The organism is Streptomyces sp. NBC_00237 (assembly GCF_026342435.1).
Taxonomy (GTDB): Bacteria; Actinomycetota; Actinomycetes; order Streptomycetales; family Streptomycetaceae; genus Streptomyces.
In genome coordinates this window covers 2,374,858-2,388,021 of record NZ_JAPEMT010000002.1, presented here as the reverse complement: position 1 = coordinate 2,388,021, position 13,164 = coordinate 2,374,858, and the positions used below count along the sequence as shown (strand labels likewise).

General features: G+C 70.8%; 9 protein-coding genes. 3 read left to right on the top strand and 6 right to left on the bottom strand.

Translation table 11 applies throughout. From position 1 onward, the window contains the following. Positions 1–343 precede the first annotated feature (343 nt). Both OG897_RS24295 and OG897_RS24290 read left to right on the top strand, forming a co-directional pair. A complete protein-coding gene (locus OG897_RS24295) occupies positions 344–1,816 on the top strand; it encodes a glycosyltransferase family 39 protein (protein ID WP_266659316.1) in 1,473 nt (490 codons plus the stop codon). A gap of 98 nt (positions 1,817–1,914) precedes the next feature. Then, the gene (locus OG897_RS24290) at positions 1,915–4,407 is read left to right on the top strand and encodes a galactose oxidase-like domain-containing protein (RefSeq protein ID WP_266659315.1); all 2,493 of its coding nucleotides are present in this window, start codon (positions 1,915–1,917) and stop codon (positions 4,405–4,407) included. 37 nt (positions 4,408–4,444) lie between these two features. Here OG897_RS24290 and OG897_RS24285 read toward each other — a convergent pair whose 3' ends face one another. Then, positions 4,445–5,074, bottom strand: coding sequence for a TetR/AcrR family transcriptional regulator (locus OG897_RS24285; protein WP_266659314.1), 630 nt, complete (start codon positions 5,072–5,074; stop codon positions 4,445–4,447). A 396-nt stretch (positions 5,075–5,470) separates the two neighbouring features. Beyond that, positions 5,471–6,142 (bottom strand): hemolysin III family protein, encoded by a 672-nt coding sequence (locus OG897_RS24280; protein WP_266659313.1) that lies wholly within the window; start codon positions 6,140–6,142, stop codon positions 5,471–5,473. Positions 6,143–6,409: 267 nt separating this feature from the next. On the opposite strand from OG897_RS24280, the gene OG897_RS24275 reads away from it, so the two are divergent. Beyond that, complete coding sequence (locus OG897_RS24275; RefSeq protein WP_266659312.1) at positions 6,410–8,245, top strand: phosphoenolpyruvate carboxykinase (GTP); 1,836 nt, start codon at positions 6,410–6,412, stop codon at positions 8,243–8,245. A 360-nt stretch (positions 8,246–8,605) separates the two neighbouring features. Here the strand turns inward: OG897_RS24275 and OG897_RS24270 are convergent, their stop codons facing one another. The 4 genes from OG897_RS24270 to OG897_RS24255 are packed head-to-tail and all read right to left on the bottom strand — an operon-like array spanning position 8,606 to position 13,113. Further along, positions 8,606–9,214 (bottom strand): hypothetical protein, encoded by a 609-nt coding sequence (locus OG897_RS24270; RefSeq protein WP_266659311.1) that lies wholly within the window; start codon positions 9,212–9,214, stop codon positions 8,606–8,608. After that, the gene (locus OG897_RS24265; protein ID WP_266659310.1) at positions 9,201–10,805 is read right to left on the bottom strand and encodes a substrate-binding and VWA domain-containing protein; all 1,605 of its coding nucleotides are present in this window, start codon (positions 10,803–10,805) and stop codon (positions 9,201–9,203) included. The genes OG897_RS24270 and OG897_RS24265 overlap by 14 nt, the downstream gene beginning before the upstream one ends. Beyond that, positions 10,802–11,992, bottom strand: coding sequence for a toxic anion resistance protein (locus OG897_RS24260; RefSeq protein WP_266659309.1), 1,191 nt, complete (start codon positions 11,990–11,992; stop codon positions 10,802–10,804). Before OG897_RS24260 ends, OG897_RS24265 begins: the two co-directional genes overlap by 4 nt. Continuing rightward, the gene (locus tag OG897_RS24255) at positions 11,989–13,113 is read right to left on the bottom strand and encodes a hypothetical protein (RefSeq protein WP_266659308.1); all 1,125 of its coding nucleotides are present in this window, start codon (positions 13,111–13,113) and stop codon (positions 11,989–11,991) included. Before OG897_RS24255 ends, OG897_RS24260 begins: the two co-directional genes overlap by 4 nt. Between the last annotated feature and the right edge of the window lie 51 nt (positions 13,114–13,164).

Here is a 13,164-nt window from a genome sequence, read left to right as displayed (position 1 = left end):
ATAGGTCCGCCTCGGGTCTTCACCACTTGCGGAATGGATCGTTCTTCTTATGCGTGTGGGGTGCGTGTGGCATGCTGCTGCGGTATGTCCAGGCCGGGGGGTCGGTCCTGGGCGCCGAGGACCAGGGGGGTACTCGGGCGGGGGCGGGGGTTTCCTCATGAGTAATGCCGTGCTGCGCCCGGGTGCTCAACCGGAGCGGACGGGCGGGGGTGTGGCGGATTCACGAGTTGGTCACGTCGTGTCCACACCCGTGGTTCCAGGAATGGGGGCCGGTCCGCAACGTCCGGCTGGAAAGCGGAAAGGCGACCGCATTCGCCGCCTGTTTCAGCGTGATTTCCTCTGGGTGACGCCCTTATTGCTTCTCGTGGTCGCCGTCCGTGCCTGGAACATAGGGAATTACCCCTTCCCCAATGACGACGAGGGCACCTATCTCGCCCAGGCATGGGCCGTGCGGAACGGCGAACTCGCCCACTACACGTACTGGTACGACCACCCGCCCTTCGGCTGGATGCAGCTCGCCGGGCTCTCCTGGCTGCCCGGCTGGCTCCTGCCCGACCTGCCGACCTTCGTGCAGGGGCGGATCGCGATGCTGCCCGTGGTCGCCGCCGGGGCCGTCCTCGTCTTCGTCGTCGGCCGCCGCATCGGCCTGAACCGTCCGGCCGCCGCCGTCGCCCTCCTGCTGTACGGGCTCTCGCCGCTCGCGGTGACCCTGCACCGGCAGATCTACCTCGACAACTTCGCCGTGGTCTGGGCGCTCGCCGCCTTCGCCCTCGCGCTCTCGCCCCGCCGCCACCTCTGGCACCACGTCGCCTCGGGCAGCGCCTTCGCCCTCGCCGTGCTCTCCAAGGAGACCATCGCCGTGCTGCTGCCGGTGCTGCTGGTGGCCCTGTGGCAGGGCAGTCACCGGCGTACCCGCACCTTCTCCTTCGCGGGGTTCGGCTCGGGCCTCGTCCTCACCGGGCTCTTCTATCCGCTGTACGCCTTCCTCAAGGGCGAGCTGCTGCCCGGTGCGGGGCACGTGTCACTGCTCGGCACCCTGAAGTTCCAGCTGGGCGGGCGTGAGGGGAGCGGGTCGGTCTTCACGGACGGCACCGACGCCCATCGCCTCGTCCTCGACTGGTTCGCCCGGGATCCGTATCTGCTGGTGGGAGGGGGCGTGGCGGCCGTCCTCGCGCTCGCCGTGCGCAGACTGCGGCCGGTCGCCCTCGCCGTCGTCGTCCTGGTCGCGGTCGGCCTGCGGCCCGGCGGATATCTGCCGCAGATGTACGTCGCCCAGCTGCTGCCCTTCCTCGCGCTCGCCGCGACCGGGCTGGGGCACGCCCTGGTCACCCGGCTCCCGGCCCGCCACCGGAGCGCCGCGCGCCTGCGGCTCGTGCGACCCCTGGCGGGGGCCGCCCTGCTCGCGGCGGTCGCCGTCGCGATCGCCCCGCACTGGTACGCCAAGGACCGCGCCACCGTCCTCGGCGACGACAACGGCGTCTACTACGCGGCCTCCGACTGGCTGCGGAAGACCCCCGTCGGCGACCGCGCCCGCCTGCGCGTCGTCACCGACGGCGTGCTCTGGCTGGACGCCGTCGACGCCGGGTACCGGCCCGGCACCGGGGCCATCTGGCACTACAAGCTCGACCAGGACCCGGCCGTCACCGCCAGGATCCCGCGCGGATGGCGGGACATCGACTACGTCGTGTCCACACCCGCACTGCGCGGCGAACGGCAGAACCTGCCGACGCTGCGCGACCTCTTCGCGCACAGCGACCCGGTCGCCTCGTTCGGGGAGGGCGACGGCCGGATCGACGTACTGAAGGTCAGGAAGTAGTCAGAGGGGGAACGATGAGACGGAAGAGACCCACCGGAAGAACCACAAGAACCATAAGAGCCACAAGAGTCACTTACCCATCAACTCGTTTATTTTTCATGGTGCTTGCCCTGCTCGCCGCGGGCGTCGGACTGGCCCCGCTCTCCGCGACCCCGGCCAAGGCGGCGGCGAATCTGATCACCAATCCTGGTCTGGAAACGCTCGAAGCGGCCACACAGTTCCCGCAGTGCTTCGAGAAGTCCGGCTGGGGCGACAACGCCTTCACGTACGCCGTCACCGCCGACGCCCACAGCGGCAGCCGCGCCGTCCGCATCGACCTCGCCCGCCGCACCGACGGCGACCGCAAGACGATGATGCTGGAGAACGCCTGCGCGCCGGGGGTCGTCGAGGGCCACCAGTACGACCTGTCCCTCTGGTACAGGTCGACCTCGCCGGACGTCGCCCTCACCCTCTTCCGCCACGACAGGACCGCGGGCTGGGTGTTCTGGACCGACCTCAAGACGCTGCCGAAGGCCGCGACGTACACCCGTGAGGAAGTCCGTACGCCGCAGATCCCGCCGAACACCGACCAGATCACCTGGGGCGCGGCCCTCTACGGCGTCGGCTCGCTCACCACCGACGACTACGCGATGGCCGACGCCACCGTGCCGGAACCGCCGGACGACCCCTGCGAGGCGGGCGGCACGGGACCCGAGTGCACGGGCCAGTGGACCGTGCAGAGCGCGCCGTCCCCGGTGCGCGCCATCCACTCCGTGCTCCTGCACACCGGGAAGGTGCTGCTGATCGCCGGTTCCGGCAACGACCGGGACGCCTTCAGGGCGGGCACCTTCAAGACCTCCGTCTTCGACCCCGTCGCGGGCACCTACACCGACGTCCCGACCCCCGAGGACTTCTTCTGCGCGGGGCACGTCCAACTCCCGGACGGGCGCGTGCTGGTGGTCGGCGGCAACAAGGACTACGCGTCGGCCGATGGCACGGTGGGCTACAAGGGGCTGAAGACCAGTTACGTCTTCGACCCGGCCACGAACACGTACGTCAGGACCAACGACCTGCTGGCCGGGCACTGGTACCCGTCGGCCACCGCGCTGGGCAACGGCGACGTGCTCGCCCTCGGCGGACTCGGCGAGGACTCCTCCGGCACCGTCGTCAACGAGCACTTCTCCTTCGCCCAGAACAAGTGGCTGCCGATGGGCCAGGCCAAGCAGTCGTGGGCGTTCTGGGGCCTGTACCCGGCGATGATCCTGCTCCAGGACGGCCGCCTCTTCTACAGCGGCAGCCACACCTTCGGCCCCGGCCTGCCCGGCACCGGAGCGTCCCTCTACGACTACGACAAGAACACCGTCACCGACGTCCCCGGCCTGCGGAAGAAGGACGAACGCGACCAGTCCGCCTCCCTCCTGCTGCCGCCCGCCCAGGACCAGAAGGTGCTCACCGCGGGCGGCGGCAACCACACCGTGGCCCCCGACGCACACCGCCTCGTCGACCTCATCGACCTCAAGGCGGCCGCCCCCGCGTACCGGCCGGGGCCCGACCTCCCGCAGGGCTACTACAAGGACGGCAGCAAGCAGAAGGGCGAGGAGGGCAAGGTCTATTTGTCGACCGTGATCCTGCCCGACGGCAAGGTCCTGGAGACCGGCGGCGCCCTGCACACCTACCGCGAGGACCCCGTCTTCTCGGCCTCGATGTACGACCCGGCGACCAACACCTTCGGCCGACCACTGGCCGCCGACCCCGTCCCGCGCACCTACCACTCGTCGTCGACCCTGCTCCCCGACGGCCGGGTGCTGAGCATCGGCGACAACCCCGGAGACGGCTCCTTCGACCAGCGCGTGTCGATCTACAAGCCGCCGTACTTCTTCAGGGGCACGCGCCCGAGGATCACGTCGGTGGCCTCACCGTCCTGGTCGTACGGCTCCAGCCAGCGGATCACCGTCGACACCCCGGTGGTGAAGGCCAGTCTGATCCGCCCGGCCGCCGTCACCCACTCCTCCGACCCCAACCAGCGGTACGTCGACCTGCCGATGACCGTCGACGGCAACACCGTCGACCTCTCCCTCACCAGCAACCCCAACCTGGCGCCACCCGGCTGGTACATGCTGTCGGTGGTCGACGCGAAGGGCGTCCCATCCGTCTCGACGTGGGTGCGCATCGGCCCGCAGGGGCAGGTCGCGGCGGCCCGCGTGCAGAGTTACGCGGACGAGCTCAACGCCGCGCCGAAGCCTCCGCGGCAGGCGGCCCCCGGCGAGGACGGCCGCCCGAAGGCACCCCGGGGGGTCCTGCTCGCGGACGGTTACGACGGCTGCGACCACGCGTACGGCACCGTCAGCACGTGTGTCCCGTGGACCTTCCCCCAGCTTGAGCAGGGGAGACCCCACTCGAAGCTCGCGCCGCCGGTCGCCGACCGGTGCGAGTGGCTGAAGTCCAAGGGATACGGGCCGCTGGAAGCGCGGCGCGACCGGCACGGTCTGGACCGCGACGGCGACGGGGTCGCGTGCGGGAAGGGCGACTTCAGGGGGTGGGTGCCGGGGACGAAGCCGGTCCTGAGCAAGCCCCGGGCCGCGCAGCCGCCCGCCCGGAAACCGCACCACTAGCGGGTACGGGCGAGAGGGGTGCTCACGCGAGGGGGTCTCAGCCGTCGATGCGGGTGAGGCCCCCCTCGAACGTCCGCAGCATCCGGTCGATGAGGCCCACCAGGTCGTCCCGCTGCCCGCGTTCGGCCCAGTACAGCGTCGTCTCCAGTACGGCGGCCAGCAGGCCCGTCGCGAAGATCCGCACCTCCAGCTCGCCCGCGTCCCGGCCGGTCCGCTCGGCGATCACCCTGCACAGCATGCGGCTGGTGACGCTCACGCTCTCCACCATCCGGGCCCGTACGGCGGGAACCTCCAGCATCAGCCGGGTGCGCAGCAGCACCTCGTCGGGCTCCTCGTCCAGGGAGCGCCGCATCGCCTCGGTCACCACGGCCCGCACCGACTCCAGCAGCGGCTCGTCCCGGGGGCGGCGGCGCAGCGCGCCCTCCATCACCGGGTCGTACTCGTCGGTGAGGACGATGTCCTCCTTCACCGGGAAGTAGCGGATCACCGTACTCGGCGAGACCTCGGCCTCCTCGGCGATCTGCTCGATCGTCGTGGCGTCCCAGCCCTGGGCGGAGACGAGGCGGAAAGCGGCCCGGCGGATCTCCAGGCGCGTCTTGATCTTTTTACGTTCGCGCAGGCCGGGGCGGGTGTCCGGGGTGGCGGGTGGGGTGCGTGGGGCGGCCATGGCGTCATTGTCGGCCATCTTCCGCGGCTGGGCGGATCTTTGGCGGCCGGGGCCATTGTCAGTGCCGCATGTCACCGTGTGTTGTGGGTAGCCGAACTGTCCGTGAAACGGCGACAGATGTGCGGAGTGATAGAGGGAGGGGGAGGCATGAAGAGATTCATGAACGTGCTGACCGGTGTGGTGGCGGTGCTGTGCGTGCTGGGCTTTCTGGTCCTGGGCACGGCGGCGGTCGTCGCCGTGGTGCTGGCGGCCGTCGCGGTCCTGGCGTGGCGAGTGGCCGCGGCGTCGAGGCCGCGGCCACCGAGGGGGCGCGAAGAAGAGGCGGGGGCGACCCGGACCCCGGGACGCATAGGCCGTCGGCCGGGCCGGCCGTCGGGCCCCCGGTCGGGCGGTCGGCTAGGCCACCATCGCGATCGCGACGTAGTGCGCGGCGAAGGCGGCGAGGGTGAGGGAGTGGAAGACCTCGTGGAAGCCGAACCACGCCGGTGACGGGTTGGGGCGCTTGAGGCCGTAGATCACGCCGCCCGCGCTGTAGAGCAGCCCGCCGACGACCACCAGCACCAGCACCGCGACGCCGCCCGCCCGCATGAAGTCGGGCAGGAAGAAGACCGCGGCCCAGCCCATCGCGATGTAGCACGGGGTGTAGAGCCAGCGCGGCGCGCCGACCCAGAAGACCCGGAAGGCGATGCCCGCACCGGCCGCCGCCCAGATCGCCCAGAGCAGGGTGGTGCCGGTCGACGCGGGGAGCAGCAGGACGGTGAGGGGCGTGTAGGTGCCCGCGATGATCAGGAAGATGTTCGCGTGGTCCAGGCGGCGGAGGATGGCTTCGCCGCGTCGGCCCCAGGTGCCCCGGTGGTAGACGGCGCTCACGCCGAAGAGCATGCACGCGGTCAGTACGAAGACGGCGCAGGCGATGCGGGCCCGGCCGGAGTCGGCGAACAGGATCAGCGCGACGCCCGCGATCAGCACGGCGGGGAACATTCCGGCGTGCAGCCAGCCCCGCAGTCTGGGCTTGACCGGAGGCGGGTCGATCTCGGTGACCTGGGCGGGCACGGCATGCGACGTCATGCCCCGAATGCTACCTACGGTTCCGTAAGTTCTGGCTACGAGTGGCGATGCTCACTCATGGGGGACGGTGCGGGGGGATGGTGTGGAGTGGTGATGCTCACGTGGGCGGCCCCCTGGACAGATGGGCGGAACACCCGGATGATCAAATGAGTGCGGTCGGCACCGGATGAGCGCCAGAGGGACTATGCAGAGCTACATCGTGTGAAGCATCCGGGTCGCAGCCCCCACGGGGCAACAAACCACAGAACCCCTCAACAAGGAGCAATCGTGGCGCGCGACATCGCGGCTCCCACCACCGTCCCCACCAACCACCAGGAGCTCGTCTCCTGGGTAGACGAGATCGCAGCCCTCACCGAGCCCGACCGTGTCGTGTGGTGCGACGGGTCCGAGGCTGAGTACGAGCGGCTCTGCGAGGAGCTCGTCGCCAAGGGCACGTTCAAGAAGCTCGACGAGATCAAGCGCCCGAACTCCTACTACGCCGCCTCCGACCCGTCCGACGTCGCCCGCGTGGAGGACCGCACCTTCATCTGCTCCGAGAAGGAGGAGGACGCGGGTCCGACGAACCACTGGAAGGCCCCCGCCGAGATGCGGGAGCTGTTCCAGGGCAAGGACGGCCGGGAAGGCATCTTCCGCGGCTCGATGCGCGGCCGCACGATGTACGTCGTCCCGTTCTGCATGGGGCCGGTGGGCTCGCCGCTGTCCGCGATCGGCGTCGAGATCACCGACTCGGCGTACGTCGCCGTCTCGATGCGCACGATGACCCGCATGGGGCAGCACGTCCTGGACGAGCTGGGCACCGACGGCTTCTTCGTGAAGGCCGTGCACACGCTGGGTGCGCCGCTCCAGGAGGGCGAGGCCGACGTTCCGTGGCCCTGCAACTCCACCAAGTACATCTCGCACTTCCCCGAGGACCGCGAGATCTGGTCCTACGGCTCGGGCTACGGCGGCAACGCCCTGCTGGGCAAGAAGTGCTACGCGCTGCGCATCGCGTCCGTCATGGCGCGCGACGAGGGCTGGCTCGCCGAGCACATGCTCATCCTGAAGCTCACGCCGCCGCAGGGGGAGTCGAAGTACGTCGCGGCCGCCTTCCCGTCGGCCTGTGGCAAGACGAACCTCGCCATGCTGGAGCCCACGATCCCCGGCTGGACCGTCGAGACCATCGGCGACGACATCGCCTGGATGCGGTTCGGCGAGGACGGCCAGCTGTACGCGATCAACCCGGAGGCCGGGTTCTTCGGCGTCGCGCCGGGCACCGGTGAGCACACCAACGCCAACGCGATGAAGACCATGTGGGGGAACTCGGTCTTCACGAACGTCGCCCTGACGGACGACAACGACGTGTGGTGGGAGGGGATGACGGAGGAGGCTCCGGCTCACCTCACCGACTGGAAGGGCAACGACTGGACGCCCGAGTCGGGGACGCCCGCCGCGCACCCCAACGCCCGGTTCACCGTTCCGGCCGGTCAGTGCCCGATCATCGCGCCCGAGTGGGAGGACCCCAAGGGGGTGCCGATCTCGGCGATTCTGTTCGGTGGGCGCCGCGCCACGGCCGTTCCGCTGGTGACGGAGTCGTTCAACTGGCAGCACGGCGTGTTCCTGGGCGCGAACGTCGCTTCGGAGAAGACCGCCGCCGCCGAGGGCAAGGTCGGCGAGCTGCGCCGCGACCCGTTCGCCATGCTGCCGTTCTGCGGCTACAACATGGGCGACTACATGGGCCACTGGGTGAAGGTCGGCGCCGACAAGCCCGACCAGAGCAAGCTCCCGAAGATCTACTACGTGAACTGGTTCCGCAAGAACGACGCGGGCAAGTTCGTGTGGCCGGGCTTCGGTGAGAACAGCCGGGTGCTGAAGTGGATCGTCGAGCGGCTGGAGGGCAAGGCCGAGGGCGTCGAGACGCCGATCGGCATCCTGCCCGCGAAGGGTGCGCTGGACACGGACGGGCTTGACCTGTCCGAGGCGGACCTCGACTTCCTCCTCACGGTGGACAAGGAGGTGTGGAGGGAGGAGGCCGCGCTGGTCCCCGAGCACCTCAACACCTTTGGGGAGCACGCTCCCAAGGAACTGTGGGACGAGTACCGGGCGCTGGTGCAGCGCCTCGGCTAGTCCCCCCTGATACGTGTCGGAGCCGGCCTGTTCCCCGGCTCCGACCGCCTCGCTCAGCTCCCTCCGGGTGCACGAACACCCGGGGGGAGTGGAGTGAGAGCCGCACTCGGATCGTCACGACACCGCCCTGACCAGTGGGATCCACCGAACGAGACGCGGCACGGCCCCCGGTAGCCCCCTCAGGCTCCGGGGGTCTTCCCCTTTCCCCCTCCGGGGTGGGTGGACGGGCGGGCCGGGGTCACTGCCCGGGGACTACGCCCCCGGACCCCCGGACCCGCCTTCGGCGGGTTGCGCAGTTCCCCGCGCCCCTCAATGCCGCCGCCCCGCCCTCGCCGCCGCACGCCCCAGCCCGGTGCGGACTCACCCCTCCGACGGCCCCCGCCCCTCCAAGTACCGCGTCAGTGACTCCTGGCGTATTCCCTCCGCCTCCCGGAGGGCTGAGGCGAGGCCCCGCAAGTCCCGCAGGACCAGGGAGAGTTGGCGTACCACGTGTTGGTCCGGCTGCTCGCCGCCCGGGGTGAAGCGGGTCCACCAGCGGGCCCGCAGGTAGGTGTCCACCGCCTCCGGCACGTCGGAGCGCACCGCCCGTGACAGGGCGTGGAAGGATTCCGGGTCCTGGCCCCACTCCCCGTGGGAGAGCAGGGCCTCCAGGAGTTCCGTCAGTTCCGTGAGCTTCCGCCCGGCCACCGGCGGGAGGTCGGGCGCGACCGATGACGCGTACGTCCTGAGCTGGGAGAAGTCACCCCGCAGGGCCTCCAGTCGCTCCTCGGCGGAGGGGAAACGCGGTGCCGGAACCCGGTCCGGCGGAGCCAGCAGGGCCCCCGCGCCGTAGAGGCCGACCACCACCACCGGCCAGTACGCCCCCGCCACCCCCGTGAAGGTGAGCGCGAGGCCCGCCAGCCCGCCCCCGCAGCCCGCCAGGTTCTTCCGGGATTCGACGTAGCGGAGCAGAGGCTTACTGGTAGCCACGGATCTCCTCGAAGGCTCGGTCCAGCGAACCCTTCGTCGCGTCGAAGAGCTGCCCGCCCGTCAGCACCGCGATGTGGTCGAGCTCAGAACGGTCGGAGTCGCCGAAGAGGATCGGGAAGACGGGCGTGGCGCGCCGCTCCGGCGGCAGGGACGCGTGGAAGGAGTCGAAGTCCGACATCGAGTCGCCCACCGTGTTCTCGCCGTCCGTCATCAGGACGATGCTCGTGAAGGCGTCCCCCGGCGCTCCCAGCCGTTCGTACGCCTCACGCAGACTGCTGAAGATCGCCGTCGAGCCCTCCGCCGTCAGGGAGGAGGCGGAGGAGCGGAGCGCGTCCAGGGACGCCCCCGGGCGCGCCGGGTCGACCGTCTGCCGTACGACGTCCTTGACCCCCGACCCGAACGGCAGCAGCGTCACCTCCTCCCGGTCCCGGAACCGCCGCCCGAGCGCCGAGTCCGCCGTGCCCGTCAGGCGGGCGAGGGCCTCCTTCAGCCGAGTCAGGCGTTCGCCGCCCATCGAGGAGGAGGTGTCGAGCACGTACACCGTGCGCGAGCGGCGGCGCAGGACGTTCTCGTACGAGGCGAGGAGGCCGTCGGCGACCGTGCGCGAGCCCGGGAAGGGAAGCTCGCGGCGGGCCAGGGCGCTCGATGCGGGAACGCCGACCACCGGCTGGCGGAGGGTGGTCGCCGCCAGGGAACGCTGCACCGGGGCCGTGCGCAGGTGCGCGGTCAGCTTGCCCGCGTCCTCCTTGGCCCGTGCGGAGGCGGAAGTGAGGAGCGAGAAGGGGTAGTCGGCGGTGACGACCCCGTCGCGGGGGCGGATCACCGTCAGGCCCGCGTGGCTGTCGCGGTTCATGGACAGGAGGACGGACTCGTAGTTGATGAGCGCGTCGACCGTGCCGCGCCGGGTGTACGCCTCGGCCAGCCAGCCCGATGAGCCGGACGTCAGACGCTGGCCGCCGAAGAACTCCTTGAGGCGGGGCGTCGCCGAGGTGACGTCCGCGCCGGTCAGCGCGCCCTGTGCCCCGGAGAGGCCCGAGGCGACCGAGACCAGCGCCGCGAAGCCCGAGTTGGAGCGGACCGGGTCGGTCATGCCGTACGTCAGCCGGCCCGCCGCGACAGCCTTGTGCACGTCCGCCCAGGTGACCCGGTCCGCCGACCAGCCGAGCGTGCGTACGGTCGCCGTCTTCACCCCGATCGCCACCGGGGAGGTCATCAGCGGGGTCTCGGAGGTCAGCTTTCCGGCCGCCTCCGGACGCAGCCGCAGGTAGTCGTTGGAGGACAGCCATACGGCGTCGTACCGTTCGTCGGCCTTGCCGGAGGCGATCTGCTCGACGGCGTCGAGCGTGCCGGCCCAGGTGAAGCGGACCTCGACTCCGGTGGCCTGCGCCGCCTTCGCCAGGGTCTCGGTGACGTCGGTCAGTTCGCTCGACGCGAGCACTCGCAGCGTTCCGGCCCGGGGTTCGGTGTCCGAAGCGGGGGGCTCGGGAGACGGCGCGCAGCCTCCGGCCAGGAGTGCCGCGGCGAGCAGCGCGAGCGCCCTGCCGCGTATGCCGTGCCTGCCGTGCCTGCCGCGTGTTCCATGGGCTCTCATCGCGGTCCCCCGTCCGCCGCCGACCTGCTGCGCTCCACGTAGCTGTTCGCGGCGGCCAGTTCGGCGGTCAGGGACTCCACCGTCGTCGCCATCGCCTCCGTCGCCCGCGCCTTGTACGTGTCGATGGCGTCCAGCGTCGTGAAGATCTCCCGGAACGCCTGGCGCAGGGTCTCCGGGCTCACCGCCGACTCCGCGGCGATCTGCTGGATCTCGCCGGTCTGCGTGGCGAGCATCTGCGCGTTGCCCCGGATCAGCTCGTCCGTCGTGCCGCGCAGGGCGTTGACCTGCTCGACGACCCTCTTCTGGTTGTCGAGGGCGGAGGCGAGCATCACCGCGATGCGCAGGGCGGTGACGGTGGTCGTGGCGGCGCGTTCGACGCCCTTGATCAGCTCTTCGTTGTTGCGGCGGACCACGTCCATCGCCAGATAGCCCTGTGCGCAGACCGCGAGCTGGGTGAGGAGGTCCTGGTGCTTCTGCCGTACGGGGAAGAGCACGTCGGCGCGCAGGGCTTCCGCCTGGGCGGGGTCGGCGGACTGGGCCTCGGCGATGCGCTGCTCGACCGCCTGGTCCAGGGCGTCGGTCAGTACCGCGTACTCCTGGAGCTTGCCCATGGTGTCCCAGAGGCGGGTGCGCTCGGTGTGCAGAGCCGCGTTGTCGCGGCGCAGCTCGTCCTGGCCGCCGCGCAGCGTGCCCACGATCCGATTCAACGTGCCCTGTGCGGAGGCGTACTTGGCGAGGTGGTCGCGGAAGCGGTTGCCGCCGGGCAGCTTGGCGAGGAGGCGGCGGGCGCCGCGCGCCGGAGTGTCCTTGGGGTCCAAGTCCTCGACGGTGCGCCGCAGTTCCAGGAGCGAGCCGCCGACGCGGCCCTGCGCGTCCTCCTCGCCGGTGGACAGGGCCCGCACCGTACGGTCGAGCATCCGGTTGGACTGCTGGGCGGCGCCCCTGATCTCGGCTCCGCCCAGTGCGGTGATCTCCCCGATCCGGGTGGCGAACTCGGGGGAGCGGGCGTCGAGCCCGGCGAGCGAGGCGACGTAGTCGGCGGCGCGGCGGGCCATCTCCTGGCGCACCTCCGCGCCCACCGGTACGAGACCGGCCGCCTGCTCGGCCCGCACCGGGCCGGTGGCCTGCGGGGGCGTCAGTACCAGGGGCTGTGTCAGCGGTGATTCCTGCGGAACTGCGGACGTCATGACGATCCTCCCTGCGCGCGCTGCGCCAGCGCGTGCAGCACCGCGGAGGTGGGCACGGGCGCCTGGCGGACGCCGGTCAGCGACTGGTTGAGGTACGAGGAGTGCGGGGCGGCGGCCGAGGCGAACGCGGCGGGAGCGCCCTGCGGCCGGAAGCCGTGGCGTACGGCGAGCTTCTGGAGAGTGGGGTCGGTGGTCAGCAACTCGCCTATCGCACGCCCGAGTTGAGTGACCGGGACGACCGTGTGGTCGCTGCTCACCGTCGTGTCCGGGTAGAGGACGACGAGGTCCCCGGCGTCCTGTCCGCGCAGCAGGAGCGAGGCCACCTGGGACTCGTAGACCAGGACGAGGGGGTTGCCGACACCGCTGATGAAGTCGCGGAACGGGGCGTCGCTGCTCGTCTGCTGCGCTCCCTGTACGGAGATCAGCTTGCGCAGCAGCGGTGCGGTGCGCGCCACCGCTTCCTCGCCGTCGGCGACCCGGCCGCCGTCCGCGACGTACGAGGCGGCGGCGAGATAGAGGGCCCCCGAGCTGGACGCCCCGGGGTCGGTCGTCGAGACGAAGAGCGAGCCGGTCAACTCACCGTGCTTCTCGGCCCCCTTGAGCTGCTGCCAGGTGCGGTCCGCCTTCGCCGCGTCCATCAAGGGCTTCATGCGCAGCGTGCCCGAGTGCTTGCCGCGCAGTGTCACCAGACCGGCGTCGGCGAGCACCCGGGCCGCGTTGCTGTGCGCGACGACGACCAGCGGCGAGTAGAAGGGGCGCAGCGGGGTGCCCGTGCCGCCGGTCTTCCTGCGCAGTTCGTCGGCCGGTGCCTTGCTCGCGGGGAAGACGAAGTCGTAGCCCTTCAGGGGCAGTTGCTCCATCGCCCACGATCCGGACGTCTCCGTCCGCAGGGTGTAGCCCTTGGCAGCAAGGGCCTCCACCACCTTCGGGTCGGCGAAGAACTCCGCCTTCTCCGATCCGATCACTCCTCGCACGGTCTTCGTTGCCGTGCCCGGGTCTGTACCCGTGCCCCGTGGTTCGCGGCCCACTGCGACGGCAACTGCCACACCGCCGACCAGCAGCACCGCCAGGACGATTCCCAGGATGCGTCTCACAGGTGCAGAGTGCTCCCGGAAACCCACATTCCGGCCGGTGTCAGGTGAACGCGGAGTGTACGTCCGATCCCGGTACGC